The organism is Bradyrhizobium vignae (assembly GCF_004114425.1).
GTDB classification, from domain to species: Bacteria; Pseudomonadota; Alphaproteobacteria; order Rhizobiales; family Xanthobacteraceae; genus Bradyrhizobium; species Bradyrhizobium vignae.
On the sequence record NZ_RDQF01000068.1, the window covers coordinates 1 to 26,178 of the forward strand.

Here is a 26,178-nt window from a genome sequence, read left to right on the forward strand (position 1 = left end):
GCAGGAGGAACGTCGGCGATTCGACGCGACGGCCGACCGGCCAGGGCATGCCCTGGCCGGTCGGCCGTCACGAAAACTGGGGAATTTTCAAATGCCATAAGTGGGGAGAATTACTCCGCCACTCACAACCGGCCGCGATGAATCGCTTTGATGATCCGACCTGCAAGGGTCCGACGCGATCGTCTCTAAGAGCTTGCTTTTGGTTAGAAACCTGTGACATTTCGCCTAGCTCCTTCTTCCAGTGTGTGATCATGCGCGGCATTTTGACAGCAATCATGTTCTTGGCCTTCCTGGTTCAGTCTGCTTCTGCGCAAGGGGTCAAGGATCAGGCCAACACCACCAGCTCCAGCATCGTGACGACTCCCGAGAAGAAGAAGCAGACCACCCAGGCTGCCTCGCGGCCTACCGCTGTCCGGAATGTGACGGGGAGCCTTCCTGCCGGGCGGGCGGCCCAAGGGGTCTGGAGGGATGGCAAGCTGATCGCTGTGCCTCGGTGAGGTCACCCGTGCCTCGCTGAGGTCACCCGTGCCTCGCTGAGGTCACGCAATGAACCGTGATGCCGCCGTGAAGGAACGCTGTTCGCCTCCCTGCCGTTCTTGCTCGGGAGATCCCGCATGAAACGATTAGTCTTGATCACACTCGCGCTTGTCGGGCCTGCTGCCGGCGCCTGGGCCCAGGGCGTCAATGACCCCTCGACGCCCAATCGCAACGTGATCATCGTCAACCCGTCGCAGCCCTCGCCCCCTAACGCGACGCCGAATATCCCGAGCCGGATCGAGCCGCCCGTGACGAGGGGCGGATACGCCCGGCCCTATCACGGGAATAGAACCCGGGGCAGCGGCTCGAGCCCCCGTTAGTCGCGCTGAACACCAGGATGCAGGGCGGGCTATTGCGGATTGACCTCGACCTCCACTGTCGATGTCCCTGCAACGTTACGGTTCTTGCCCGAGATCAGCAGTGTGAACTTGTCGCTGCCGCGCGTTTCGTTTTCCGCCGAATAGCGGAAGCCCGATCCGAGCACCGCCAATTGTCCCCGTGATGGCCCGCTCACGACCGATACCTTGAAGATCTGCATGTACGACCAACGCAGGCCCTGGATGCAGTCCGCCCCAGGGGCGATCGACATCGTCCATTTCACCGTATCGTGCGACAAGGCGAACGGCGTGCGTTCCTTGATGCAGAGGGGACTGGCGTGCGCCGCGAGGCCAGGCACGGCGGACGCCGCAACGGCAACACCCAACAGCAATACTGGCCTTGCACGCATTCTCGGTAACTCCAGGAGCGGATGCCGAAGTTAGCAGCAATGACCTAATGCGGTCTTAGAACGACGGTCTTAGAACGGAGCTGTTCGCCCTTAGGCCGATCATGCGACGTGGATCTCGGGTGCGCCAATCCATCCGGTCGGCCTTTCCCAGACCATGCCATCCTAGCCCTGTTTTGCCCGACGGATCAAATCGAATTTCGGGAAATGCGTAACCCATTGATTCGACTGGTGTCCGCTACTGTGCATGGGGTTGTTTTTCGCTTTTTGATGGGACGGCGCCCAGCGCTCTTAAAATATTGCAATTGGCGCCCTCATGAGCTGAAGTTGCGGCGGCCTCGCGGCCGCTCGGCCCATTTGGGAGTCATCGGAGTGCGATCCACTCGCCGCAAGTCCGTATCAGATCGCTGGATGCTGGGGCGCGCGCCGGTCAAGGCGACCGTGGCCGCCGCTGTCGGATTGGTCCTCCATGCCTGTCCGCTTTCATGCCTTGCTCAGACCGAGCCGGAGCCGTCGGTCAACGACTATCTTCCACCAAGCGAGCCGGAAGTCTCGCGCGACGAATGGCGGCAGCGGATCGAGGAGGCGCGGCGGCGGGCCAAGGAGGTCTCGCGCGAGCGGCGGGAGCATCCGGAGCTCTACAAGCCGATTCCGGAAGATCCGGATCTTGTCGCGACCGAACGTCTCCTCCGCGACGACAGCCTGCAGCGAGGCGACATCGTCGCGACCAAGAAGGGCATGTTCGTCTATCAGGGCCGTTCCGACCAGCCGCGCCGGGATCAGGACTTCGTGCCCGTTCACCCGAAATCGGCGCGCTGAGCTAGTACCGCCGCAAGATCTCGTTGAATTTGGGATCGGTCACTTCTGTGGTCTCGAGCAGCAGCGACTTGCCTTGCGGAGTTGCCTGCACATAGGCCGCGATCAGCAGGGGCTCGTAACGCGAGCGATTGGCCAGCGCCGACCGGATGTCGGATTGCGCCAGCAGCCTGACCTCTTCGTCGGTTGCAGCTGCGCCCGAGGTTACGGTCTGGACACGAGAGAAGGCAACGTCGATCGGCACAGCCCCGGTCAGGTAGGACATCTTCACGGCGGGCGTGACCGCCTCGCCGGCCTGCGCCTGTAGCGTGCCGAGCGTGAGCCACAGCGCGGGCCGGATCGGTGAGACTTTCAAGGCAGCGATGATCGCGGCTTGGACCGTCTTGTTCTCGCTGGCCCTTCCGCCTGCGTTGATCGTCGGAAAGTGAAGAATGCCAGCGGCCATCGCTGCTGCGTAATTCGCCAGCAGATCGCCATCCCATGAGAAAGATGCCAGGCCGCCGGCGGCTGCCAGCTTGGCCTTGTCGGGCGGGATCTCGCCCGAGAACAAGTCGCTGGCGCGAAAGCTCGGTCGGATCAGATCGCCATAGAACGTCATGCAGGCATGAAGCGCCAGCACGATGGCGGTGCAGATGCCGATGACGCGAAGCAGGTTGATGCGGTTCATGGAGGAGTTGACGGGGCCGAGGTTCGGCCAGACCATTAAATTGCGAGCAGGCTATCGCCTTGGATCGTTAGCAGCGTCAAGTTTCCGGTCGCGTAGGCGCCGGTGTCGATGTTGATGCGGTTCGGACGGATATCGGGCGCGCTGACCGGCGTATGACCGTGAACGATATATTTGCCGAAGCGCTCCTCCGAGTTCAAGAATTCCTCGCGGATCCAGAGCAGATCCTCATCCTTCTGGCGATCGAGCGCGACGCCCGGCTTGACGCCGGCATGGACGAAGAAGAAGTCGCCGCAGGTAAAGGACGAAGGCAGTTGCTGGAGGAAGGCCAAGTGCTCCGGCGGCAGCGCGCGTTTCAGTCCCTCGATCAGCTCGACCTGCTGCTCCGCGGACGGATTCATGGTCGGCGTGATGCCGTAGGAGACCAGCGTCAAGAGGCCGCCATAGTGGCGCCACTCCTGCAGGCGGGCGGGGTCCTTGAGCACCTCGAGCAGGAAGACCTCGTGGTTGCCCTTCAGACAGACCGTCTCATGCGATTTCGAGCGTTCGATCAAGAGATCAAGAACAGCGCGTGAGTCCGGGCCGCGGTCGACATAGTCGCCGAGGAAGACCTGAATGGCGCGTTCGGGCGCCGAGCGGGCGAGATCGACGTCGATCACGGTTAACAGCGATTGAAGCAAATCGGCGCGGCCATGCACGTCGCCGATCGCATAGACGCGAACGCCGTCGGGAAGCCGAGGCTTGGTCTTCTTGCGAAAGCGGCTGGAAAGGCCCATCAGGTCGGTCGAATCGCTTCTAGCGCCACGAGCAGAACGTCGTGCCCGCTCTTAGCAGAACAAGTCACGCATCGGTATTCTTAATTGTCTCTGATCAACGGGCCCGCATTTTGATTCAAGCATTGCGCGGCCTTTGAGCCGTATTTCAAGACGTCTCGCGTAGCGTCTCCCCAACAAGAACGGGGAGCGCGACATGCGCAAAGTTGTAAAGTTCCTGGCGGCTGCCGCCGCCATCGTCGTTGCCGTGGGGGTGCAGCGGAGCGCGGAGGCCGCCTTTGTCGGTGCGCCCATGGGACTGCGCGGTGCCATCCAGTACATCAAGTTCGACCAGCCGACGCTGGCGCCGATGGCGTTCACAATGTTCTGCCTGAAGTACAAGGACGAGTGCAAGCCGCGGCCGCAGCAGATCGTCTTCCGGGGCGGACGCCTGAAGCTCACGGCCGAGCGCATGGCGCAGATGCAAGAGGTCAACCAGCGGGTCAATGCTACGATCCGTCCCGAGCCCAACCTGGAAGGGTTGCGCGGCGAGAAGTGGCTGCTGCATCCGGCGAGCGGCGATTGCAACGACTATGCTGTGACAAAACGCCACGATTTGATCGCCAAGGGCTTTCCGGCCCGATCGGTGCTGCTGAGCGAAGTCGTGACCACCTGGGGCGAGCATCATCTCGTGGTCGTGGTGCGCACCTTCTCCGGCGATCTCGTGCTGGACAATCTCTCCGGCCACATCATGCCCTGGTCGAAGAAGCCATATCGCTGGGTCCGCATCCAGTCGCCCAAGAACCCGAACTACTGGGCCTCGCTCGGCGATCGCGCGGTCTGATCAACCGCGCTCTATCGTGATGAGGATTGGCTGACGCTCTGCGACAGTCCCAATCCCACGATCACCGAAAGACACAGGATTGCTGCCGGGTGCAGCAATCCGGGCCCAGCGAAGCTCTGGACGAGCGCGAAGAGAACACAAGCGGCGGCTGCCGCCGGAAAGAACGAGTCGCGTCCGCGCTGCAGGGCACCGAAGAACAGGCGGACCAAGGCGATCAGGCTCACCGCGATCATGGCAGCGAGGCCGATCCATCCCGTCCCCGCAAAGACGGAAGTGGCCGCCGAGGGTGCGGTCAAAACCGCGCCGGCATCGCTCTGATAGATCCTGCCCATCGCAGCAAAGGTCCCGGCGCCGGCGCCGAGCCAGCGTGTATCGGCCAGCATGCGCTCGAGGGCGGCCTTGGTCTCGGTCCCCATCTCCGGGACGAGCCGCAGGAGGATCGGTCCGGAGCTCTTCTCGAACAGGAAGGTCAGCACGATCGATGCGCCGATCAGGGCTGCCAGCGACAATGCGCTCGCGGCCAATGGCGACAGGTCCAGCCTGCGGATGACGAGGATCAGCAGGATCACCACGACGCCAAAGGCCGCTGCAATCGCGCTGTTCGTGCCTGAAAACCCCAAGATCGCGGCGGCGCTGACCAAGGCCCCGACGAGACCGCAGAGGCCGATCGCGACCGAGCGAAGCAGCGAGTGATGGGTCTCCGCCCGTTCAGCGGCGAGCTGCATGACCGCCAGATTGAGCACGAAGCCGAGGCCGGCCAGGGTCGTCGTGAGGTCATGGGGCGCGGCTCCGGCAAGCGCCGGCGAGACCCGATGCAGGTCCAACATCAAGGCGGAGACTGCGGTTAGTCCGCTCAGCACGAACAGGACCAGCTCGGCACGGCCGCGGTTACGGACCACCAGGATCGCGACGCTGAGCAACGAGACCGCAGCAAGCGCCAGCAGCAGCGCGTTCACCGTCAGGCCGATATCGGCCGTGATCGGCCCGAGCGACAGGCCGCCGAGCACGTCGTGAGCGCTGGCCCAGATGGGGTGCGCAAAGCTCAGCGGAAGCGGGGCGAGCTGGCCCGCGATGCACAGCGGAACGGCGAGCAGAATCCAGCGGCCCCAGGACGTCGCGCGGACGTAGTGCTCGTAATCGGCCTTTCGCGTGCTCATGGCGGCGGCCAGCAAGCTTAGCGCTGCGGCCATCGTCCCCAGCTGTACACCGATTTTGGCGCCGGCGATTTCGAGAGCGGAAGCGGAAACGATGGAAACGATGAGGGCAAAATAAGCGAGGGACAAACGGCGCTCGATGCGGAATCCTGAAACGGTCAGGTCACCATACAAGCGAGCGATGGGTTTTCAAGCGAAGGTCTGCCCAGGCGAACAGCTCGGCTCCAGCCATTCGCGTGCGAAAGCTTCAGCGCAGCGTCATCAACGCAGAGTTTTGACGGGTCGGGGGAACACGCGGCCGGCGCGCGCAGCAGCAAGGCCAAAGCGTGCGCCTGACCCGAAGAGATAGCCGCCCTGCAGGGAGATGGCTGCGAACACCACGCTTTTGAGGCTCTCGAGCGCCGTGAGATCGGCCAGCAGGCCGACCGGGACGGCCGCGAGCACCATGACGAAGGTCAACGGCAGCAGCACCAGGACCCGAAAGCGTTGGCCCAGCACCGCACCCACCAAAAAGCTGAAAATCAAAAACGCGGTCATCCGAAACACTCTCCGTGCTCCGGACCCTAGGTTTCCCACCCTAAAAAGACCCTTAAGTTGTATGGCTAAATTCGGCCTATTGGCTGCAATTTGCCTGCAGCGAATTGTACGCCTCCCGCAGCCCGTTCAGGGCTACCGTACCCTTGATCTCGCTGTCGCTCTCCCTCACGACCACGGACAGCGAGGGCGTCGTCTGCCACTTGCCGGCGGCAAAGGCGGAGACCTCGTCGGGCAGCAGCACGGCAGCGCCTGCGGCCGCCATGCTGGCTTCGAACGTCAGCGTGCCGCCGCCGCTCGCGGCGATCGTGACCTTGGGGTGGCTGCGGGGCGGGAAGGGCCGGATCAAGGCCACCAGCACGTCGATCTTGCCCTTCGGTGCGCAGCGGACGATCAGGCCCGCGAAGTCCGGGTCGGATTGGGTCGTGTCCGCCGTCTTCATGATCGCCGCGAAGCTCTCGCCATCCTTGGTGCCTTGGGTGCGGGTGAACTTCCAAACGGAGGAGGGGGACGGGGTGGCCACGGCAATGATGGGTGCACCCTGGCAGGACGATCGCGCGCTGCTGGCGCAGGGATCGGCCCGTTCCAAGGGGCGGTCCGCGCTGCCAAGGAGCGAACCTGCCAACAGCGGGATCAGAAGAAGACCAGACACGGCGGATTCCTACTCTTAACGGACCCAGCCATAGCAGACGGACGCGAGCCCAAGAAGCCGCGCACTCGACACATCGAGTCCCTGACTGGGGCGGATTGCCCGCCAACCGGGCACACGAAATACAACAAATGGTCACAAAGGGTTAAACTAGGCCCCAAACAGTGGCCCGCACGCAACAGTAGCCAACGGATCGCTCCGTTAACCACCGGGAACACTTGTCGCACCCACCCGCTAGGCCGTACCAATTTACGTCAATTGGGGACCCTCGGGCGCGATTCATGTCATCTATTGCCAAGAACTATGTGTTGAAGCCTGCGTTTCTGGCCGCCGCTCTGGCGCTCGGGGCCTGCTCGACCAATCCCGGCTCGGGACCGCTGACGGACGACGTCAACAACAAGATCCAGACCGAAAACGCGCCGGCCTACGAGCTGGTGCCGCTCAATCCGGCGACCGTGAAGATCCTGCACACCCATGAGCCCAAGGGGCTCGCCGGCGTGTTCACCGACCGCCGTCCGCCGGCCAGCATCGTGTTCGGCATCGGCGACGTCGTCAGCGTCACCATCTTCGAAGCTGCGGCAGGCGGTCTGTTCATCCCGGCGGAAGCCGGCGTCCGTCCGGGTAACTATGTGACGATCCCGGATCAGTCGGTCGACAACGACGGCTTCATCACCGTGCCCTATGCCGGCCAGATCAAGGCTGCGGGCCGCACGGCGGTGGAGATCCAGCGCGCGATCATCGAGAAGATCGGCAACCGCGCGATCGAGCCGCAGGCGGTCGTGGCGATGTCTTCGCAGCGGACCCAGCTCATCAGCGTGCTCGGCGAAGTCAACTCGCCGGCGCGTTATCCGGCGAGCGCGGCGGGTGCCAAGGATCGCGTGCTCGACGCGATCACCCGCGCCGGCGGCATCAAGGGCCAGGGCTTCGAGACCTGGGTCATGCTGGAGCGTGGCGGCAGGCGGGCGACCGTGCCGTTCGAAAATCTCGTGATGGCGCCTGAGAACAACGTCTATGTGCGCCCCGACGACAGCATTTACGTCTATCGTGAGCAGCAGAAGTTCCTTGCGTTCGGCGCCAGCGGCCAGAGCGGCGAGTTCAACTTCGATGCCTGGCGCATCAACCTCGGCGAAGCCGTCGGCAAGGCCGGCGGTCTGTTGGATGGTCAGGCCGATCCCGCTGCGGTGTATCTCTATCGCCGCGAGCCGCGCGAGGTTGCGGCCCAGCTCGGCATCGACGTGAGCAAATACACCTCGGAGACGATCCCGGTCATCTTCAACGTGAACTTCCGCGATCCCGGCGGCTTCTTCCTCGCCACCAAGGTCATGATGAAGAACGGCGATATCATCTACGTCTCGAACTCGCGCAACGTCGAAGTTGCCAAGTTCCTGAACTACCTGCGGGTGATCATGGCGACCGGCTCGGATGCCGTGAACCTCGCCAACGACACGCTGATCTTCCGCAACAACGTCAAGCTGGCGCCGTAAGACGCCGACTTGACCGACCAAAGACGATGGCACCGGGCTTTGTCCCGGTGCCATTTTCGTTTAGCAATGAAAGCGGTTCTGCTGCGCCGACGAAGCCGGGATGTCGATCAAGGCGCCGCTCGGCACGGCGTGCCGGTCATCGATCACCCCGCGGTCCTGCAACGGGCTTCATGCGCTTTCGAAGATTTTGCCGTCTTCTGGCTCTCGTCCCGCTCGCCTTCGCCCTCGCACCGGTCGGGCCGGTGCTCGGCGCTGAAATGGGCGTCCGCCACCGCATCGATGTGATGGTTTCCGCCGAGCCTGATGCTCCCGTGCTGTCGCGCCTCAAGGGCGCCCGGGGCGAGCTGTCCTTCACCGTCCGCCTCTCGGCGAACTCCAAGGAGAGCAAGTTTTTCGGCATGCTGCGCCCATCCTTCCCCGACATCGTCGTGCCCGAGGGTCCGGGCAAGCCGCTGGTGCAGCAGACCAAGCTCTGGGAGGAGGACGTCTGCCATCAGCGTCGCGGGCTGCCGAAGGTCACGGTGACCCAGCTCGGCGGGCATTTTGCCGAAGGCGAGGGGCGGACCGAGATTTCCGCCATCAACCGGCACATCGGCGTTCTGGTCCCGCCCGACGAATTAACCCCCGGAATAAAACTCGATCCGGGAAGTGATAGTTTTGGACTATTCTACGCGTTCCGGGCGCAGAGCCGGAACAGCCGCCTCAACGTCGATCTGAAGATCTATACGATCGATTGCTTTCTCTAAGCCCAAGAGCAAGTCTCGCAAGACATCACGATGCGCCTTTGGCTTCCCAAGATTCGCTGGTCATGGAGCTTGCCCGCGGCCTTCATCCTGTTCTTCGTGGCCGCCGGCGCGCCGTTTCCGTTCGGCTCGACCAATGATCTGTCGATCGCGTTCTGGTGCCTGTGTCTCGGCATCGCGGTGCTCTTCGCGCCGATGCGTGATCTGCGCCCGCCGCATCTCTGGCTGCTCGCCGGCATGGGCGTGATCGTTGCAGCTTATGCCTACGTGCTGCATGAGCAGCTTTCCGATCATCCGTGGGTTGCGCCGTTCCAGCCGATCTGGAAGCAGGCCTCGGATCTGCTCGGCGTGCCGATCGCCCCCTCCGCGTCCATCGTCAAGAACGAGGCGTTCTTCGCGCTCGGTGCGCCGCTTGCCAACATCCTTGCCATCGTGCTCGGCATCACAATCGGCGCCGATCGGATGCGCGCGCGCCGCCTGCTGTGGGTGATCGCGATCTCCGGCGCGGTCTACGCGCTCTATGGCGTGCTCTCGTTCCTGATCGAGCCCACCATGATCCTGTGGCGGGACAAGACGGCGTATCTCGGCAGCGTCACCGGCACCTTCATCAACCGCAACACGGCGGCGGCCTATTTCGGCTCGGGCGCGGTGATCTGGATGCTCTTAATCCTGGAGGATGTCCGCCACCGCCTGCCGGAGCGGTACATCGAATGGCGGCGGCTGTCGCTGGACCTGCGCGCGATCCCGCCGAGAGAGATCCTGCCGCAGCTCACGTGCCTGTTGATCTGCCTGATGGCGATGTTCATGACGATCTCGCGCGCCGGCGTCGGCCTGTCGCTGCTCGCGATGATCGTCGCGTTCACGCTGTTCCTGCGCAAGGACCTGCCGCCGCGCACCGGCATCTGGATCTCGCTGGGCTCCGGTCTTGCTGTTGCCCTGGGCCTGCTCCAGCTGCTCGGCGGCCGCGTCTCGAGCCGCTTCGACAGCCAGGGCCTGGTGGACGAGGGCCGCGTTGAGGCTTGGAAATCGACGCTCAAAATCATCGGCGATAATCCTTGGTTCGGCACCGGCATGGGCACCTTCCAATGGGCCTTCCCGCCGTACCGCAGTCCCAACATCTCGATTCGCGGCGTCTGGGACGCCGCGCATTCGACGCCAATGGAGCTTGCCTCCGAGGTGGGCATCCCGATGGCGCTCCTGGTGGCGGTCGGCTGGGCCATCATGCTGCTGGTGCTGGCGAGAGGCGTGCTCGGACGGCGGCGCGACGTCATCATCCCGCTGGCGGCCGCGGCGACCGCAACGCTCTCGCTGCTGCATTCGTGCCTTGACTTCACGCTGCAGGTGCCTGGCTACAGCATTCCGTTCTTTGCGCTTTTCGGCGCGGGCCTGGCGCAATCCTTCTCGAGCCGGGACGGGCGCGCCACGGCAGATGCGCTCGCCACCGCACCGCGAGGCGAGGGCCGCTCCGCAACCGGGGCGCTAGCCCCGCCCGCACAAGGCGCGCTTCACAAAAAGTGTCTAGATTTGAAGCAGTTGCGCCGTTTACGAAGTCTTTAGAATAAATAGACAGTCCTTTTCTCTTCGGATAGGTTCCTGCAAGACATTAGGGCATGATCTTTGGAGGTTAAATTTATGAGCGTTATTAGATTTGCGCTTCGCATGGCTGCGGCCGCGGCCCTTGCCGCGACGATCTCATCGGCCGCGAGCGCTGCCATTTACCCGCCGCAGCGCCAGCTGCCGGCCACCGTCATTTCCGAGTTCAAGGCCGCGCCAAATAGCCTGTTGCAGCAATATCCGACCGGCGGCCCGCAGCTGATCTCGCGCGTGCGCGACCTCGGCGCCTCCGATCCGACCACGCTGCCGGGCCTGATCACGCTGCTCAAGGATCCCGCGACTACCAAGGACCAGATGCGCGCCATCGTCGCCGGCCTCGCCCAGGTCGCCCGCATGGCCGCGCAGCAGGATCAGGCCTATGGCAATGAGATCCAGACCGCGATCGCTGGCACCGGCAATCCCGACGTGATCGCCGCCTATCAGGCCGCAACCGGCGACGTCGCGATTGCCGCGACCGGTGGCGGCGCGGCCGGCGGCGGTACTGGCGGAGGCGGCCCGACCGGCACCGGAGGCTTTGCGACAGGAGGCGGCGGCGGCGGCGTTACGGTCTTCGGCAACAATACGACTGGCAATAACGGTACCGGCACTGGCAGCGGCTCCGTAGGCGGCACCACTGTCAATCAGGTGAGTAGCCCACGCTGAGCCAGTCCTTGTGTACTTGCAGAGCGGCGCCATCGAGCGCCGCTTTCGCGTTCGGGACGTTAACGTTCACGCGAATTGTCGGGTGAAAGCCGCGTTGCGCTGCATCAACGGCATTCAACTCCAGATGGCCTTGTGCTACCTTACGTATGGCGACAGGGCACGAGGCTTGCCTCCGAAGTTTGGAAGGCAATCGCCGAACCTCCATTCCTTTACACCAGATCACGTATTGATTTCAGGAATCGATAGATGTTGCAGGTGAACAAGCGGACCTCGGAGATCGATCGGGATTTCGTAGAGGCCGACAACTCCCCATCCATGTCGCTGGCTTCCTATATCGACATCATGCGCCGCCAGCTGCCAACCATGCTGGCGATAGTCTCGGCCTGCGTGATCGTGGCGCTGCTTTATCTCTTCACGGCTGCGCCGCTCTACACCTCGACCGCCCAAATGGTGATCGACACCCGCAAGGTGCAGCTGTTTCAACAGCAGTCTGTGCTTGGCGACATCGCGATCGATTCTGCGACAGTGGAAACTCAGGTCGAGATTCTCAAGTCCGAGAACATCAGCCTCGCTGTAATCCGCGATGTGCACCTGATTGATGATCCCGAATTCACCAGTGGGGTCGGCGGCTTATTTGGCGCAATGCTCGGGTTAGTTTCGAACCCGGCTGTTCCTTCCGAATTCGAGCGCACGCGAAAGGCTTTGCAGCGCTTCGCCAGCAAGCGCTCGATCAAGCGTATTGGTCTATCATACGCTATGGAAATAGGCTTTACCTCGAGGGACGCGCAAAAAGCTGCCCGAATCGCCAATGCAATAGCGGACACCTATATCGTCGACCAGCTCGAGGCGAAGTACCAGGCTACGCGTCGCGCCAGTGTCTGGCTGCAGGACCGCATCAAGGAGCTGCGCACTCAGGCTTCCATGGCACAGAAGGCGGTAGTCGACTTCAAAACCGCCAATAACATTGTCGACACCGGCAAGGGCCTGATGAATCAACAGCAGCTCACCGAGGTCAACACTCAGCTGATCACAGCTCGTACCGCTACCGCAGAAGCGAAGGCGCGGCTGGAGCGCATCAACGACATCCTCAGGCAGGAAATTCCGGACGCATCCGTCGGCGATGCGTTGAAAAATGACACCATCGTCAAGCTGCGAGGCCAATATGTCGACATGGCATCGAAGGAGGCGATCTGGTCGGCCAAATATGGTCGCGAACACCTTGCAGCGGTCAACCTGCGCCGACAGATGGATGAAATTAAGAAGAACATTGTCGACGAGTTGAAACGCATCCAGGAATCCTACAAGAGCGACTACGACATCGCGGTGACGCGCGAGGAGAGCATCAAAGCGAGCCTTGCCAATCTCGTCTCGGAATCGCAGCTTACGAATCAAGCGCAGATCCAACTGCGCGAGCTCGAGAGCAATGCGCAGTCCTACCAGGCGATGTACGACAATTTCCTGCAGCGCTACATGGAATCAGTACAGCAGCAATCGTTTCCGATCACCGAGGCGCGGGTAATCAGTGCTGCGACTACCCCTCTCGTGAAGAGCTCTCCTGACACGGCTATTATTCTCAGCGTGGCGCTCTTGGGCGGCCTGCTATTGAGCTTTGGCGCGGCTATCGCGCGTGAGCTCACAGATAACGTGTTCCGGACTACGGGGCAGGTTGAGGAGCAGCTCGGCACCAACTGCATCGCCATGGTGCCGGCGCTCGGCACGAGCGTCGCCGCCACGGAATCTACCGGCAAGCTGATCGGCAAGAAGAACAGGCCTCCGCCGGATCTGCTCCGCTATGTCGTGGACAATCCGCTATCGCGCTTCTCGGAGGCGGTACGTTCACTGAAAGTGGCCATGGATCTTAATTCCATTGTGCGTGAAAATCGGGTGCTGGCGGTGACCTCTACGCTGCCGAACGAAGGCAAGAGCACCCTCTCCACTAATATCGCGCAGCTCATCGCACATAGCGGCGCGCGGGTTATCCTGATTGACGCTGATCTGCGCAACCCGTCGCTCTCCCGCGCTCTCAGCTCGGACGTCCAGCCGGGCCTCGTTGATGTGATAGTGCACAACATGGAGCTTAAGAACGTCGTTTCAGTGGATCCGCAGACTAAGCTCACGATCCTAACCGCCGGCACCACGTCGAACCTGCTGCACACGAACGAGATCCTCGCCTCCAAGCCAATGCGAGATCTCATAATGTCTCTACGTTCGGAATTTGACTACATCGTACTTGACATGCCGCCGATGGCGCCGGTGGTGGACGTGCGCGTAACCGTGCCGCTCGTTGACTCCTATGTTTTTGTCATCGAGTGGGGCAAGACTAAGACTGACGTGGTGCGCCACAATCTGCGAAACGCGCCCGAGATTCGTACCAAGCTTCTCGGCGTGGTCCTAAACAAGGTGGATACTAAGCTACTCACTCGCTACGAATCCTACCACGGCCGCTATTACTATCAAAAATACTATGCCCGCTATGGGTATGTGGAATAACGCGTAGCTGGATGACGTAGGGTAGGAGATGCGAGCCTTATTGCTGCTGCTCGGTCTTGCCGGTGCGCTCTGGTCGTCAGTCGCTTTACCATTGTTCTGGTCTGCGGCGCCGGTCCGCAGCATCAGCACACGCATCCTCATGGATGATCACTTCAAATCGGGTCCATTGAACGATGCAATAGCGGGGCTCAAACGCGAGCTGCGTCCAAGCGTCTTGCAGCCCGATCTTGAGCGAGCCGCAGCGCTTCTTTGGGTTCGAGTTGCCGAGGAGGCTATGCAACGAGGAAGTGCGGAATCCGCCGACAGCGACATTATGATTGCCGGGGATCAGTTGAGATTTTCAATTTCGATCAATCCCGCCGACTCGTTTCTTTGGTTAAAGCTCTATTCCCTTGAAGTCGCTCAGAACGGCTTTGATATCAAGAACGTTGGCTATCTAAATCAATCCTACGAGACCGGCCCCCGGGAGGGCTGGATCGCGCTTCGACGTAACAGGCTTGGCCTAGCGGCCTTTCCGTTGTTAGGTCACCCGATGCAGGAGAAGGTGCTGTTAGAGTTCGCGGGAATGGTCAGCAACGGTCTCATGGAAGATGCTGCAATCAACTTAGCGGGGGAGGGGTGGAAGGAGAAGGATCGATTGCTTGAATCGCTCAGAGACGTCGATCTGAATTCGCGGGTGGCTTTATCTAAGATCCTCGCCCGTGGCGGAATGGGAGGCAATATCAGAATTCCCGGCGTCAAAGAAGAGGAGCGATCTTTGCGCTGATCCCACGAGCATTCTGCATGAGTTGATGACTTTATTGTTCTACCTTGAGCCGATTCAATATTGCCACCCTGGTAGCTTGGGCTTCCGCACTCAACGTCTTAGCCCTCTGGCCAGCTCGTTTCCTGGTTTGATTGTAGTCGAATGGGCTAGCAGCAGCCCAATAGGCGATCAGATCAACCGCCGGGAGTAAATTCTCAGCTATAGGATCAAGGAGAAGTCCGACGCTGTTATCAACCCAAGCTGGTATACAGCCGCGTGCCGTGGCGATTACAGGGACACCTGCAGCCAAAGCCTCAAGCACCACGAATGGCTCTGCTTCGTTTAAATATCGCGTCGGAAACACGAACACATCAATGCTTTCAAAGAAATCTTCCTTTTGCTTGCCAGTCACGGGGCCGTGGTAGCGGACCAGCCCCCGCGCAACAGCCTGCTCTACGAGCTTCTGGCTCTTCACATCGTAAAAGGGGCCAGCAACGTGACCGATGATAAAAATACCTCTGGCGCGCAGCTGAGTGAGAATTTCGAGAAAGCGATCGATTCCCTTCTCGATCATGATATTCGAAAGAAATCCAATTGCCGTCACAGGCCGGGACGTTCTTTCGGGTAGGACCACAACCGGATTCAACGCCACGTTCGACAGGACTTCGTATTGCGCACAGGCATATCTTGCCTTTAACAATTCTCCCATCCGATTGCAGAGGACTAGATGAATGGCTGAGTTTCCCGCGGCAGCAAAGAGAAGTCGCGACACCCAGTAGCTGGTATTCAGATAAGCAAAGCTGTGATGGTGGAGTACAATTCTCATCCACTTCAGTCTTGCGATTATGATGTACAGAAGCTCCGACAGCTGACCCGCCCCGCCGGATACGCCCATATAAAAGAGTACGCGTCCTCTGTCGTCTCTAACTCGCGCGAGGCGCCAAATAAGATGAACGCGTGTCAGAATCCGGGCCAACTTAGATTGAGTGCCATCACTTGTCGAAATGCGTGTGGTATCCAGCCGTATAACCCGATCCCAATGATCCTTGAACAAGCCTTCCATCAATAGCATAGCTTGGCTAAAGCCGCCGAGCGGCGGAGGAAACGGGCCGACTACGGCGACTGCTATCGAGGAATCGGAGGGCCGACTTTGCTTTTCAGAGGGGAAAACCATAGAGCAACTATCCTGCGCTAGAAGACGGGACGCAATAGCCCTCCAATTGAAAATCAGTATGATAGTGAATTGGCCTCTGAACACCGCTTCGCAAGAAGCAATTGGGAGTAGCTGATGGGAAGCCTTCCCTCAACGTCGCTTACGGTCATCGTTCTCACCTACAACGAGGAAATTCATCTGCAACGTTGCATCGAGAGCTTCTCCCACATCGCTCGCAAAATCTACGTCGTCGACTCATTCTCGACGGATCGAACCGTTGAGATCGCGGAAAAGCTTGGCGCGATAGTTCACCAGAGGAAGTTTGTTAATCAAGCAGATCAGTTCCAGTGGGCTCTTGATAATCTTCATATTGATACTGATTGGATCATGCGGGTCGATGCAGACGAGTATCTCTCGCAGTACTTGGCGGATTCACTTGCGGAACGCTTGCCCCGTGCCGACGCGCGCACGACGGGGTTCTCTGTAAATAGGCAAATTGTGTTTCTTGGTCGTCCCATCAGGCATGGCGGATTTTATCCGATGAGGTCCTTGAAGATTTGGCGAACTGGAAAAGGACGCATCCAGCAACGCTGGATGGATGAACACGCTGTGGTGGATGAAGGCTCTGTGCAGTACTGTCCAGGCGATTTGATCGACGAAAATCTACGTGATCTTTCGTGGTGGATCGCGAAACACAACGGGTACGCTGCTCGTGAAATGCTTCAGCAGCTCGCACAGGAACTGCGGTGGAACATTCACAGCAGCGAACCACAGGGGCGAGGTTCAAGCCGTCAAGTAGTGGCTGGTTATCTTCGAGATCAGATCTATCCTTTGATCCCCAGATCGATACGCGCCTTCCTGTACTTCGTATATCGGTATATCGGCCGATTGGGTTTCCTTGATGGATACGAAGGACTCATTTTTCATGTGCTTCAGGGCTTTTGGTACCGCTTCTTAGTTGATGCGAAGCTTTTTGAGGCCCGCCGTGCGATATCGCTTGAGGGAGAAGAAAGTTATCGCTGCCGACTCATTAGCTCGATAGGTATCAGCACCTAACAACATCCCGCTCGCTTCGTACGCCGGACGTGAAATCTACCAACACGTTGTGACTGACCCCTTAGGTATAGGCATTTCGCCGGCGAAATAGTTGAAGTTTCCCACGGAGCCGTCTGTAAGAACAGCAAATTCTAAGCGCTTGCTGGCGAGAATGCCTTGTTGATCCTGAATTTCAATACTAATCTCTCCGAGATGGATCGGTATCTCGAAGGTTGATACACCCGCGTCGACGTGTTGGATCGAGCTGTTCGAACCGTTCTTGATGGAAACAGTTATAGGACGAGTAAAAAAAGCAGCAAAGTAGATCGCATCCCGAAGTCGCTGCCACCCCCGCGGTCTGCCGAGCTTTCCTTCGTCCGGATAAACCAATCCAATCGCGTCTTTTAGATGAGGACGATAAAAGTAGTACAGCTTATCGCATCTAATTTTCGGAGCGCGGCCCTTCTTAAACCACTCAATGTAGTAGCGGCTTGCGTCGAGAAACTTCTCGTGAGCGAGAAGGGGCCCCCAGTGTCCTTCCCACAAAGCTTGGTCCATCGGTCCGCCGAATGGAGCAACATATGTCGCCTCACCCCAGTCGTTCCATGTAACGACCTCAGCCCAATCAGCCTCGGAATCGATGATGGCTCGCCATTGACGAGCCATCCCAGAAAATCCTTCGCTCTCAAAGACCCGAGAATTGTTGGGTTCCAACCCACGATAGTAGGGCGATACACCCATCATAGATATTTTGCCCCGGGCCCTGAGATTGCGCGAAATCTGCATGATCGAACGTGCGAGCGTATCAGGGGGCTCGCCTGCAGAAAAATAAAAGTACCCGTCTAGGGTGGGATTCTCGGCTAGGACCTGTTCAAAAACGTTATAGTTCTTTGTGAAGCCGCGAACACCAAAAAAGGCGCGCGAAACTCCTTTCACCGGATAGTCAAGAAACGCGACATTTACGTACCGAATTTGTAGGTCCTGCAGTTTTTGGCGGAGCTGCTCTAACCAATCAGTGTCTCCTCCATACGTGGACAGTACGATAGATTCGGACAGCTTCAGAAGAGCTGGTTCGTTGGCGAACCGCGATACGATCTCTGCGACCTCCTCAACTTTTAGAGAGGCACCAGGTGACAGCATCAGCTTGAAGCTAGTGTTCAGCCGCCTTGCAGCTTCGAATAAACGTGTGACCACGTCTATATAGAATGGCTCGCTCGTCCAGGCTCCAAGGATGACTGAGAATCCATCAATGCCCCTCGACTGAGCCGCGAGTATCTCGATCTGATATTGCTCCACTGTGCTACTGTGACCAAAACGAGGACAGCACGCCATGTAATGTGCGAACACCTTCCGACCTAGCGCAGAATGACTATGCTCACCCGCTTGCAAGGCCGTTGTATCGGCCCAGAGACATAGCAGTGCTGCAATGAGTAGCGACTTCATTTCCGGACCGGCAGGAGCTCTAATTCACGAGCCCGATGGACTCGCGCTTTGAAAAATTGATGGATCGGTCGCTCTACGAGAGAATAGATCGTGCATCCGATACCAATGCTAAAAAGTGTTATAAGGCTGAATGAGATGCTCGCGGGAAGCTGGCTTGCGAATTGAGTAAAAATTTTACAGAAAATGGAGATAAGGAAAAAATGGGTGAGATAAATTGAATACGATGCGGCACCCAAGAAGAGAACAAAACGTGGCGCGCTCATCCCCATTGTAGTTTCATATCCGACAGCGCCGGCGACGATCATGCCACTTGCAATCCCAAGTGTAGCGTTAGGTAGGCCAGCGTAGGCTTCGCTCGGGTAGAATGCAATGTAGCTCCAAGCAGCGATGAATAGGGCAGCACCTAAAGCAAAAATGATCAATGGTTTTGAGATCTTCTTTCGCTTGAGAACGAGGAACGAAGCTCCTCCAACAAAGAATAGGAGATTTATCGGAGAAAATATCACACCTAAGGGGCCGTCAATATTTTGGTAGACCGCAGAAATGCAGCAGCCGAATCCCCAAAAGCCAATCAAGAGAACGCCAAGGCGCTTGGAAACGAGCAATGATGAAAAGATCAGGTAGAACAGCATTTCGTGGAAGAGAGTCCAAGCGACCGGCAGGACAGCTTTGTCTTCAACGAAAGGCAGCAGCGTAACTGCGCCGAATAGGTACGCTGGCTGCGCATTGAAGGCCTCACGCGCGCTTGGCACAAAGAGTGTCCCTACGAGCGTAGCGAGAGTCGCAATCCAGTACATAGGATAGATTCTTGTCGCTCGGCTCCAAAGGTACGCAATTATCCGTGCGGGCACGCCCAGATCCTGCCAGTGAGCTTGAAAGATAATATAACCGCTGAGAACGAAGAAGAAATACGCGCCAGAGTAGCCCGGCAAGAAGATTGGTCCGAACGGCTCGACTCCAAAGTACTTCGGCAAACGAAATGCGACAGCCACGTGATATGACAGCACCGCGAGTGCGGCAAATGCTCGACCGACTTGTAACGATTTTAGCATGATAAGAAGGAGGCCGTTAGCGCGGAATAGCTAAAGTGTTGAAAGTCGCACAAGGTACCTCCGTCCGCGGAGCTCCGCTCTCCGCGTCGTAAAGAGCATAATTGTGCCGTTGAAGAATCGAAGTAACCTCATTTTTTGAGTTCTCGTCCGTCTCAATTATGATTTTTGGTCGTGCGGCCGATAGCAGCGCCTCCGCGCCGGCGAGAACGGCGCACTCCGCCCCTTCAACATCAATTTTGACTAGGTCGGGTCTACCAAAGCGGTCGAGCAGCCAATCGAGGGTTAAGGTCGGTACGTTGACCGTTGCCTCTCGACCTTTAAATTGCGAACGGTCGCCGGCGAACTGGGAAAGAGCGTTTGAGGCTCGGCCGCCCCTCGCGATCTCGAGTGTCGCTACGCCCAACTCGCTCGAAATGGCCGCTGCCAGCACTTCTACATTGAAACTGCTGTTGGTCGGTAGCGAGCAGGAACGAACGAGAGTATGCGCCAGGAACGGATCTGGCTCTAGCGCAAGCACAGCACCTTTCCGAGCGAAGCCAGCGGCCGCAAACGTGAACACGCCTACATTCGCTCCGATGTCCCAGACTTTACTACGTAGCTGAACGAATTCTGCTGCCCACTCTAAGAGCAGTAAATCGAACCCGGCTATACCGGGTCGAAGGTATTTGAGCTGACTTTCCGGAGCGACGTAAAAGCTAGAGCCGCCATATTTCGCGGGCAAAGTGCGACGGAATACGCGGCCACGCAGGGCTTGTCTAAGGGCGGTCCGAAGCGACTGTTTCATATTTGTTCCGGAGATGGGCTTCCAACAGCATCTGCGAAGGGCCGCAGTGCCTCAGCAAACAAGTGGGCAGAAAAGAACGACAAAATTGTCTCAACACTAGAACAACTATATTCTAGATATAGACCGAGATGACAACGAGCGGAAGTCTAACCGGTATAGATCAGGCAGGAGTGGTTAAGTGGAAGATGTAATCAATCGCAGGGCATCCTTTCCGCTTCGAAACAGGGTTCTGCGATTTCTGTGGGGGGCTGTTAGAATAGTTCTATTTGCGCCTTCTCCGCGACCGTTCCACGCTTGGCGCGCATTCTTGTTGCGCTGTTTTGGAGCAAGCCTTGGACGAGACTGCAGGATCTATCCGAAGGCCCAGGTCTGGGCGCCTTGGAATCTAAAATGCGACGATTTCGTTGGGGTTGCTGATGGGGCCATAATTTACAATCCGGCTCCGATCAGTCTTGCCACCTATGCCATCGTGTCACAAGAGGCATACCTATGTGGCGCAACGCATGACTATATGAAGCCTCATTTTCCACTCGTCTCGAGTCAAATCACAATCGGCCGCTATGCGTGGATCTGCGCGCGCGCAACGGTGCAACCGGGCGTGCGAGTTGGGGACGGGGCGGTATTGGGCCTTGGAGCTGTGGCTACGAAAGATCTCGATCCTTGGAAGGTCTATGCCGGAATTCCCGCCCGATTCGTAAAGGACCGAACCCCGATACCTCAAATGCAAGAGACGGGTGCTACTGCTCCCTAGCGGCCCGCGCGAGTCTCAGGCCCCCAAACCTTGAAAAACACAAAGCTACGAAAAGCCATGCAAAAATGAACAGGTACGCTCCAACTTCCCCATCACGAAATAACACGGGAGTTGATATGGCAAAAATGGCGTTTGCCAAGAATACAGCTGGGGAATTTGTAATCTGCGCGCGCTTGTAGAGAAAGGATAGGCCAATTCCATAAAGCGCCATGACGAGTACGAGCGACATCAGGCCGCAGTTTGAATACGCGTCGCCCATCATCGAAATTGTTTGTCCAAAGAATCGTCCATAGTAAGGCCACACGATATTTGCGGTGTAGACTGGCTTGTCTGGCCAGAGATACCGAGGAATTGGCCAGATAAACAGTCTGAGATATTGGGTGAACCAGTTGAAGCCCGTTGCATCAGGTACTAGCGCGACAACCATTGCAGTACAGTCGAACTCTCTTAGATTCGCTAGCGGTAATTCACCCGAATTTTTTGTTTGATACTCCTGCACAACTTCCCCGAACGTTCGATTTCCGGCCAAAACATCTCGTATGGCCAGCCGGTTAGTCCCCAGGATGTCAAAGGCTGCGGCAAGAACGAGCGCAAAGGCTAAATAGCGCAGCTTAGGCAATCTTATGCCGCGCCTCACGGCAATCGCAATTACCAGTGAGAATCCGAGTGCCAGAAATCCGAATCGCTCGTTTCCTTGATAAAAGCGCACTATCGTATAGAGGATCGTTACTAAAACGTTCAGTCTGGTAACACCAGATCGGAAGTACCAGATCATCAGGAGAGCAACCAAGAAGTGGCTTGGGAGGGTTTGATAGCCCGATAAGTCGACCAGTCTCTGCTCTCCGGTCAGAGTTTCCGCAACTCTATAGCCTAATACGGTATTGTCTGTCGGAATGGTATAGCGAGTGCCGATTAGCCCAAGTATCGTAAAGAAGACAGCGGCGAGCGCGAAACGATGTTTATTTGCTACGACTAATTTCGTGCGCGGCATTTCGAGGCCGGTGTGCACGCCTCGAACGAGAAGTGGCGGGACAAAGACAAACGTAAATAGACCCACATTTGAGATAAATGCCGTAAAGTATACGTCTGAGGCCGTCGGGTGAACTCCTGTGTATTGCCACAGAAACGAATGCTCGAGATACCAATCAGCAAAAGCCGAGTAGGCGTATCCAACTAGGAAGTAAGCCAGAAATAAATTGATCGGATGATAAAAGGGCGCCCTCCTGATAACGAGACTATAATACGCGCATATACACCAAGCTGCTGCGAAGGACGTCCACGCAAAGAAAAGGGCTTCAGACATTGCTGCGCTCGCGCCAAATGGCTTTACGAAATTGAGCTAACAAATCAAAGAAGCCCTTCCACAATTCTGTCCAGGCTATTCTCATAAACTTATCAAACTCCCACCAAACGATTAGCAGCATCGTCAGCTCTATCGCAACAAGCGGTATGGCCACGGTGGCAAGACCTAAAGGTGCCACAATTCGGACAGCGACTATTCCGAATATGCTTACGATAGGGTAGGCGGACGCATACACGCGATGTCGATTTACGGCTAGCAGCAAGTTGGCAACGAACAGCCAACTCGCGTGAAAGGCGGCAGCTAATGTGAGCCCTAGAACCAATTCAACAGGAGGATCCACATGTCCATTGGTCCAGACCCTCACAAGTGGCACGCCAACGAGAGCGAGAGCTAAACAACCCGGCACCAGAATGCAGACCAGTAGAGTGGCGTTAAGAACGAAAAGCGCTTGCGCTCGTCCGATATCCGATCTTCCAACTGCCAATGTGAACTCTGGCATGACGGCGTTGCTGACGGCATTGGCAAGCTGAAAAGGAGTACGGGTAACCACGCGAACAGTTGAGAAGGCTGCGACAGCAGCGGGCAAAACTGAAAAGCCGATCGCTGCGATGCTTCCTTGGAGGGTAACGGCGAATCCAAAAGGAAGCGAAAGGGACGCCAATGCTGGTCGAAGCAAGCGCGTAAGCTCATTTTTAGTGCCAGCGAACGGGAATAAAGATAGCCATGGAGCTCCCAACCTCAATACCGCCCAACAAGCTGGAATGGACAGCCAGCGGATGACGGTGTACGCGATCGCGCTGGCAAGTAATCCATAGCCTGCGAGAGTTAATGCCAACGAGAAGCTCGACTCCAGTGCGATCACTATCATCGTGAGCGCGACGCCACGAGCGTAAAGGTGTGCAGAGCGATATGCTGCAATGATCATGTTCATCTGCACGGCCCCCAAGCCGTACAACAACACAAGAATGAAGATCGCTCGAGCGGTAGGCCCTGGCACATCGACAGTTTGTGGAAAATCGTTAACAGAAATTAGGAAGGCAACAATTGCTCCGATCAGCCCAATGAGAACACTCAAAGTAGCGGTTATGATCCAGCTCGTCTGGAATGTCCTTCTCGCGGCGAAATAGTCCTGCTTTGCTACGGCCAAGGTCATATCGTTTCCGGCCGCTGTTGAGTAACCGAGATCCATTACCGCCAAATATGCGGGTAGGGAGAAATAAAGTAGCCAAATTCCGTAGGCTGGCGCGCCCCATTGAGAAATGTAGACCGGGATAGAAATGAATTGCAGCGCTGCCGTTACAATCTGACTTGCAACGTTAACAGTGAAGCCATTCAGGAAGGCTCGTTTCATTTGCGCTGAACCTGAGGCGGCGGACTAAATCAAGCGCTTGGAGGATCAGTGAGTTAGCACTTCGCACACAGCATCTCTGTACTGAGAGTATGTGTAATTCGCAGCTCTTGCTGATGAATTCGTGCGCCAGCTCATCAAGGTGTAGGGGTCCTCTACCACCGTCATAATGGCTTTATAGACAGCTTCTTCCGTCAGGGACGGAAGAACAATTCCGGTGTTCTCATCAATCACTATTCCTGTATTCTCTGACTGAATAATCCCAAGACCGCATGCGAGCGCTTCATACACGGCAAGAGCAGATCCTTCAAAAAGACTCGGAAAAATCATGCAGTCGGCATTTGTCATAAATTCTCTTACCTCGCTTCGGGGTACCCCCCCCACGTGTCTGACCCTTTCCGCATATGGAGCGAACACATTTTGGGGCACTAAGAGGTTTCCGACGACAGTTAAACTGGCGGCCGAGCGAGGTATGCGATCAAATGCCTTCAACAGCAAATGAAGACCTTTTCTTGGCCCAGCCTGGCCCACAAAAATGAAACTAATGGGGTGTTGAACGGGCCGAGAGATCGGAGCGGCGCCAAGATCAAAGAATCTGTCATCAAAGCAATAGTCGATCACTTTGATCTTCTCTCGAATCGCTCCGACTCCTTGGTAACCCTCAGCCAGAGTTCTTCCGCAAAACTCAGATCCCACAACAACTTGGTCCGCCAATTCTAGTTCTCGATCCTTTCGATCGATTTCTCTCGCTGAAATCAGCGAGTGTGTCGAGAAGAATTCCGGATAATTTTCATAAGCCTCTGAAATGATACGATTGTAGACGCGCGGGTGCCCAATCGTGCAATCGAGGATGCAATCGATTCCCTCTGGCCGGCAAAACTCGAAAGTTTCAAGCGCTGCTGTGTCATACCCCCAAACAGCATCGATAGGATTTGTCTTAATTAGGTCGACCATCTTCTCGGCAAATGTCGAATGGCTCTTGGAAAACAAGATGTCGGCGAACCGCGACCAACCTGCACGGGCTGCCATTCGTGCTGCCCACTGGTAAAGACCAAATGTGCGAACTTGCTGAGGGTTTAGATCAGGGTGAAAGAAGCGACCAAACTCTCGGTGTGCTTTTTTCGAAAGCGCCTCCGGCAGATATCCCTCTATTTTGTAAGGCCAGCGTCGGCGATCATAGTAAATGGTTGTAGCGTACCATTCGAGTAGGCCGCTGTCCCGCAGCGCCCTCGCGGTTTGCCAGGAATGTTGCGTGCCGGGATGGAATACACCGACTCGTCTCGTCTCAGTCATTATCTTACTCCAACGAGCCAAGGGGGCCCTGACACAGGAAGTCATTTGATCGGGCGGTAGCACCTTCAAGGAGGCATCCCCTCAGTCTACATCGGCCCGATGTGCTCTCGCAGCAACTAGGCGCCGTTGTTAGACTTGCTTAATAAACCTCACTCAAGGAAAATGTTTTGAAAGCTGTAGTGATCAGGATTCTCAGATCCAACCACAAGCTCCAATTGTTGATGTACCACAGGTCATGCTCCACACGCTTCTGCATCAGCTCGAGCGTGCGGGTTTCTCCGCGGTAACCATTAACCTGGGCCCATCCGGTGATGCCAGGCTTGACGTGGTGGCGGAAGGCGTAGTTGCCGATGATCTGCTCATATTCGGTGTTGTGGGCGGCCGCATGCGGGCGGGGGCCGACCAGCGACATGTCACCCTTGAGCACGTTGAGGAGCTGCGGCAGCTCGTCGATCGAGGTCTTGCGCAGCCATTTGCCGATTGGCGTGACTCGCGGGTCGTTCTTCTGCGCCTGCATGATCGTCGCGCCGTCCTCGAGCACGCGCATGGTGCGGAACTTGAAGATTTTGAACGCGCGCCCGCCGAAGCCGTGGCGGGTTTGACGGAAGAGCACCGGCCCCGGCGAGGTCAGCTTGATCAGGAGCGCAGTCACCAGCATCACCGGCGCGAACACGAATAGCGCAAGGCTCGCGCCGGCAAGGTCCAGCGAGCGCTTGAGCGCGCGTTCGCGCCACGTGAGCGGGGCGCGGCGCAGCTCGGCCGTGAAGGTGTTGCCGGTGCCGACCAGCGGATAGCGGAGGAAGCGCGCCGTGATAGGGTCCGGCACCAGATGCACCGGCACGGGCAGGATCTTCAGCGCGTCCAGAATGCTGTCGATTGCATGCTGCCGGCTCCAGTTGATCAGGAGGAAGACGTGCTCGATCCGGTGCTCGCGCGCGTAATTGATCAGCTCTTCGAAACGCGGGGCCAGCAAGGAGAGTAGCAGGGGCGAGGCGAGCTCCTTGGCCGGGATCTCCATCACCCGCATCAGGCGGTAGCCGTGCTGGCCGAGGTCCTCGACCGCGTTGGACGAGGTGGCAAGGCCGAACTCGGCGATCAGAAGCGCCCGTCCGTTGGCGAAGGCGCCGGTCAGCAAGGCATGCGCGGTCCAGCGCGCCGCCACGGCCTTCCAGGCGAGCAGAGTGGCAAGGCCGACCAGGTAGAACGAGATCGTGGTAGCGCGGGAGAACTCGTCGCTGACCTTCATCGTGAAGGCGATCGCCAGCAGCGCGCCGAACAGGAAGGTCCAGGTGGTCAACGTCATCCGGAATGTGCGGGGCAGGTTCGTGATGTTCTTCAGGCGGTAACCCTGCTGCACGATCGTCAATAGGATGAAGTTGATCGCCACCAGCAGGCTGGCCGCCGCATAGACGTCGGCCTTCCCCAGTGTCCCGCCGGTGATGGCGTGATAGCCGACCGAGCAGCCGAACCCGCTGACCACGATCAGCGCGGCATCGACCACGACGATCGAACGTTCAACAACCAAAGGACGCAGCCAGCTGGGCGCAAGCCCTGTACAAATGGATGCAGCTTGCTCGACCACGCGAATTTCCGTCGCGGGGTCAGCGACAGGTACCGGCCGAGG

Annotated in this window: 25 protein-coding genes; 11 read left to right on the forward strand and 14 right to left on the reverse strand. The window is 57.9% G+C overall.

The genetic code is table 11. The annotated features are described in order from the left end of the window. A partial coding sequence (locus EAV90_RS40960) for a hypothetical protein (protein WP_245509680.1) occupies window positions 1–497 on the forward strand: 497 nt, incomplete at its 5' end. A 117-nt stretch (window positions 498–614) separates the two neighbouring features. Continuing rightward, window positions 615–857: a hypothetical protein gene (locus EAV90_RS34340; RefSeq protein WP_129145935.1), complete on the forward strand. Its 243-nt coding sequence runs from the start codon at window positions 615–617 to the stop codon at window positions 855–857. A gap of 29 nt (window positions 858–886) precedes the next feature. On the opposite strand, the gene EAV90_RS34345 is transcribed toward EAV90_RS34340, so the two are convergent. Then, window positions 887–1,264, reverse strand: coding sequence for a hypothetical protein (locus tag EAV90_RS34345; protein ID WP_129145936.1), 378 nt, complete (start codon window positions 1,262–1,264; stop codon window positions 887–889). Between the two features lie 369 nt (window positions 1,265–1,633). On the opposite strand from EAV90_RS34345, the gene EAV90_RS34350 reads away from it, so the two are divergent. Then, the gene (locus EAV90_RS34350) at window positions 1,634–2,080 is read left to right on the forward strand and encodes a hypothetical protein (RefSeq protein ID WP_244607760.1); all 447 of its coding nucleotides are present in this window, start codon (window positions 1,634–1,636) and stop codon (window positions 2,078–2,080) included. Window position 2,081: 1 nt separating this feature from the next. Here the strand turns inward: EAV90_RS34350 and EAV90_RS34355 are convergent, their stop codons facing one another. Both EAV90_RS34355 and EAV90_RS34360 read right to left on the reverse strand, forming a co-directional pair. Continuing rightward, entirely contained in the window at window positions 2,082–2,780 is a 699-nt protein-coding gene (locus EAV90_RS34355; protein WP_245509681.1) for a hypothetical protein, read from the reverse strand. After that, window positions 2,780–3,517, reverse strand: coding sequence for a metallophosphoesterase family protein (locus EAV90_RS34360; protein WP_122405042.1), 738 nt, complete (start codon window positions 3,515–3,517; stop codon window positions 2,780–2,782). Before EAV90_RS34360 ends, EAV90_RS34355 begins: the two co-directional genes overlap by 1 nt. 193 nt (window positions 3,518–3,710) lie before the next feature. On the opposite strand from EAV90_RS34360, the gene EAV90_RS34365 reads away from it, so the two are divergent. Then, window positions 3,711–4,337: a transglutaminase-like cysteine peptidase gene (locus EAV90_RS34365; RefSeq protein WP_129145937.1), complete on the forward strand. Its 627-nt coding sequence runs from the start codon at window positions 3,711–3,713 to the stop codon at window positions 4,335–4,337. Window positions 4,338–4,348: 11 nt separating this feature from the next. Here EAV90_RS34365 and EAV90_RS34370 read toward each other — a convergent pair whose 3' ends face one another. The 3 genes from EAV90_RS34370 to EAV90_RS34380 all read right to left on the reverse strand — a co-directional run bounded on the left by EAV90_RS34370 (window position 4,349) and on the right by EAV90_RS34380 (window position 6,677). Beyond that, window positions 4,349–5,494 (reverse strand): hypothetical protein, encoded by a 1,146-nt coding sequence (locus EAV90_RS34370; protein ID WP_245509682.1) that lies wholly within the window; start codon window positions 5,492–5,494, stop codon window positions 4,349–4,351. A gap of 258 nt (window positions 5,495–5,752) precedes the next feature. Further along, window positions 5,753–6,028: a hypothetical protein gene (locus EAV90_RS34375; protein ID WP_129145939.1), complete on the reverse strand. Its 276-nt coding sequence runs from the start codon at window positions 6,026–6,028 to the stop codon at window positions 5,753–5,755. 76 nt (window positions 6,029–6,104) lie between these two features. Beyond that, window positions 6,105–6,677 carry a hypothetical protein gene (locus EAV90_RS34380; protein WP_245509684.1) on the reverse strand — a complete coding sequence of 191 codons (573 nt, stop codon included), beginning with the start codon at window positions 6,675–6,677 and terminating at the stop codon, window positions 6,105–6,107. A 278-nt stretch (window positions 6,678–6,955) separates the two neighbouring features. Between EAV90_RS34380 and EAV90_RS34385 the strand changes: the two genes are divergently transcribed. From EAV90_RS34385 to EAV90_RS34405, 6 genes are all read left to right on the forward strand, one after another. Next, window positions 6,956–8,158, forward strand: a complete 1,203-nt coding sequence (locus tag EAV90_RS34385) for a polysaccharide biosynthesis/export family protein (RefSeq protein WP_129145940.1) — start codon at window positions 6,956–6,958, stop codon at window positions 8,156–8,158. 170 nt (window positions 8,159–8,328) lie between these two features. Next, entirely contained in the window at window positions 8,329–8,904 is a 576-nt protein-coding gene (locus EAV90_RS34390; RefSeq protein WP_245509685.1) for a hypothetical protein, read from the forward strand. Between the two features lie 30 nt (window positions 8,905–8,934). Then, window positions 8,935–10,458 (forward strand): O-antigen ligase family protein, encoded by a 1,524-nt coding sequence (locus tag EAV90_RS34395; protein WP_129145941.1) that lies wholly within the window; start codon window positions 8,935–8,937, stop codon window positions 10,456–10,458. 75 nt (window positions 10,459–10,533) lie between these two features. Further along, on the forward strand, window positions 10,534–11,157 hold the full coding sequence (locus EAV90_RS39865; RefSeq protein ID WP_164937229.1) for a hypothetical protein: 624 nt from the start codon (window positions 10,534–10,536) through the stop codon (window positions 11,155–11,157). A 246-nt stretch (window positions 11,158–11,403) separates the two neighbouring features. Continuing rightward, window positions 11,404–13,647, forward strand: coding sequence for a polysaccharide biosynthesis tyrosine autokinase (locus tag EAV90_RS34400; protein ID WP_129145942.1), 2,244 nt, complete (start codon window positions 11,404–11,406; stop codon window positions 13,645–13,647). 40 nt (window positions 13,648–13,687) lie between these two features. Then, on the forward strand, window positions 13,688–14,413 hold the full coding sequence (locus EAV90_RS34405; protein WP_129145943.1) for a hypothetical protein: 726 nt from the start codon (window positions 13,688–13,690) through the stop codon (window positions 14,411–14,413). Between the two features lie 31 nt (window positions 14,414–14,444). Here EAV90_RS34405 and EAV90_RS34410 read toward each other — a convergent pair whose 3' ends face one another. After that, window positions 14,445–15,566, reverse strand: a complete 1,122-nt coding sequence (locus EAV90_RS34410; RefSeq protein WP_129145944.1) for a glycosyltransferase family 4 protein — start codon at window positions 15,564–15,566, stop codon at window positions 14,445–14,447. A 114-nt stretch (window positions 15,567–15,680) separates the two neighbouring features. On the opposite strand from EAV90_RS34410, the gene EAV90_RS34415 reads away from it, so the two are divergent. Then, window positions 15,681–16,601 (forward strand): glycosyltransferase family 2 protein, encoded by a 921-nt coding sequence (locus tag EAV90_RS34415; RefSeq protein WP_129145945.1) that lies wholly within the window; start codon window positions 15,681–15,683, stop codon window positions 16,599–16,601. 36 nt (window positions 16,602–16,637) lie between these two features. On the opposite strand, the gene EAV90_RS34420 is transcribed toward EAV90_RS34415, so the two are convergent. The 7 genes from EAV90_RS34420 to EAV90_RS34455 all read right to left on the reverse strand — a co-directional run bounded on the left by EAV90_RS34420 (window position 16,638) and on the right by EAV90_RS34455 (window position 26,079). Then, entirely contained in the window at window positions 16,638–18,023 is a 1,386-nt protein-coding gene (locus tag EAV90_RS34420; RefSeq protein WP_129145946.1) for an endo-1,3-alpha-glucanase family glycosylhydrolase, read from the reverse strand. Continuing rightward, window positions 18,020–19,075 (reverse strand): acyltransferase family protein, encoded by a 1,056-nt coding sequence (locus tag EAV90_RS34425; RefSeq protein ID WP_129145947.1) that lies wholly within the window; start codon window positions 19,073–19,075, stop codon window positions 18,020–18,022. The genes EAV90_RS34420 and EAV90_RS34425 overlap by 4 nt, the downstream gene beginning before the upstream one ends. A gap of 16 nt (window positions 19,076–19,091) precedes the next feature. Next, complete coding sequence (locus EAV90_RS34430) at window positions 19,092–19,859, reverse strand: FkbM family methyltransferase (protein WP_129145948.1); 768 nt, start codon at window positions 19,857–19,859, stop codon at window positions 19,092–19,094. A 737-nt stretch (window positions 19,860–20,596) separates the two neighbouring features. Continuing rightward, a complete protein-coding gene (locus tag EAV90_RS34440; protein WP_129145950.1) occupies window positions 20,597–21,913 on the reverse strand; it encodes a hypothetical protein in 1,317 nt (438 codons plus the stop codon). Further along, a complete protein-coding gene (locus tag EAV90_RS34445) occupies window positions 21,906–23,264 on the reverse strand; it encodes a lipopolysaccharide biosynthesis protein (protein WP_129145951.1) in 1,359 nt (452 codons plus the stop codon). The genes EAV90_RS34440 and EAV90_RS34445 overlap by 8 nt, the downstream gene beginning before the upstream one ends. Window positions 23,265–23,309: 45 nt before the next feature. Then, complete coding sequence (locus EAV90_RS34450) at window positions 23,310–24,554, reverse strand: glycosyltransferase family 4 protein (RefSeq protein ID WP_164937230.1); 1,245 nt, start codon at window positions 24,552–24,554, stop codon at window positions 23,310–23,312. A gap of 139 nt (window positions 24,555–24,693) precedes the next feature. Then, complete coding sequence (locus tag EAV90_RS34455; protein ID WP_245509687.1) at window positions 24,694–26,079, reverse strand: undecaprenyl-phosphate glucose phosphotransferase; 1,386 nt, start codon at window positions 26,077–26,079, stop codon at window positions 24,694–24,696. Between the last annotated feature and the right edge of the window lie 99 nt (window positions 26,080–26,178).

Bases quoted from the DNA above. Each gene is read 5' to 3' on its own strand.
- EAV90_RS34340 (WP_129145935.1), top strand. From the start codon at position 615: ATGAAACGATTAGTCTTGATCACACTCGCGCTTGTCGGGCCTGCTGCC.
- EAV90_RS34345 (WP_129145936.1), bottom strand. From the start codon at position 1,264: ATGCGTGCAAGGCCAGTATTGCTGTTGGGTGTTGCCGTTGCGGCGTCC.
- EAV90_RS34355 (WP_245509681.1), bottom strand. From the start codon at position 2,780: ATGGTCTGGCCGAACCTCGGCCCCGTCAACTCCTCCATGAACCGCATC.
- EAV90_RS34360 (WP_122405042.1), bottom strand. From the start codon at position 3,517: ATGGGCCTTTCCAGCCGCTTTCGCAAGAAGACCAAGCCTCGGCTTCCC.
- EAV90_RS34365 (WP_129145937.1), top strand. From the start codon at position 3,711: ATGCGCAAAGTTGTAAAGTTCCTGGCGGCTGCCGCCGCCATCGTCGTT.
- EAV90_RS34370 (WP_245509682.1), bottom strand. From the start codon at position 5,494: ATGAGCACGCGAAAGGCCGATTACGAGCACTACGTCCGCGCGACGTCC.
- EAV90_RS34375 (WP_129145939.1), bottom strand. From the start codon at position 6,028: ATGACCGCGTTTTTGATTTTCAGCTTTTTGGTGGGTGCGGTGCTGGGC.
- EAV90_RS34385 (WP_129145940.1), top strand. From the start codon at position 6,956: ATGTCATCTATTGCCAAGAACTATGTGTTGAAGCCTGCGTTTCTGGCC.
- EAV90_RS34390 (WP_245509685.1), top strand. From the start codon at position 8,329: ATGCGCTTTCGAAGATTTTGCCGTCTTCTGGCTCTCGTCCCGCTCGCC.
- EAV90_RS34395 (WP_129145941.1), top strand. From the start codon at position 8,935: ATGCGCCTTTGGCTTCCCAAGATTCGCTGGTCATGGAGCTTGCCCGCG.
- EAV90_RS39865 (WP_164937229.1), top strand. From the start codon at position 10,534: ATGAGCGTTATTAGATTTGCGCTTCGCATGGCTGCGGCCGCGGCCCTT.
- EAV90_RS34400 (WP_129145942.1), top strand. From the start codon at position 11,404: ATGTTGCAGGTGAACAAGCGGACCTCGGAGATCGATCGGGATTTCGTA.
- EAV90_RS34410 (WP_129145944.1), bottom strand. From the start codon at position 15,566: ATGGTTTTCCCCTCTGAAAAGCAAAGTCGGCCCTCCGATTCCTCGATA.
- EAV90_RS34415 (WP_129145945.1), top strand. From the start codon at position 15,681: ATGGGAAGCCTTCCCTCAACGTCGCTTACGGTCATCGTTCTCACCTAC.
- EAV90_RS34420 (WP_129145946.1), bottom strand. From the start codon at position 18,023: ATGAAGTCGCTACTCATTGCAGCACTGCTATGTCTCTGGGCCGATACA.
- EAV90_RS34425 (WP_129145947.1), bottom strand. From the start codon at position 19,075: ATGCTAAAATCGTTACAAGTCGGTCGAGCATTTGCCGCACTCGCGGTG.
- EAV90_RS34430 (WP_129145948.1), bottom strand. From the start codon at position 19,859: ATGAAACAGTCGCTTCGGACCGCCCTTAGACAAGCCCTGCGTGGCCGC.
- EAV90_RS34440 (WP_129145950.1), bottom strand. From the start codon at position 21,913: ATGTCTGAAGCCCTTTTCTTTGCGTGGACGTCCTTCGCAGCAGCTTGG.
- EAV90_RS34445 (WP_129145951.1), bottom strand. From the start codon at position 23,264: ATGAAACGAGCCTTCCTGAATGGCTTCACTGTTAACGTTGCAAGTCAG.
- EAV90_RS34450 (WP_164937230.1), bottom strand. From the start codon at position 24,554: ATGACTGAGACGAGACGAGTCGGTGTATTCCATCCCGGCACGCAACAT.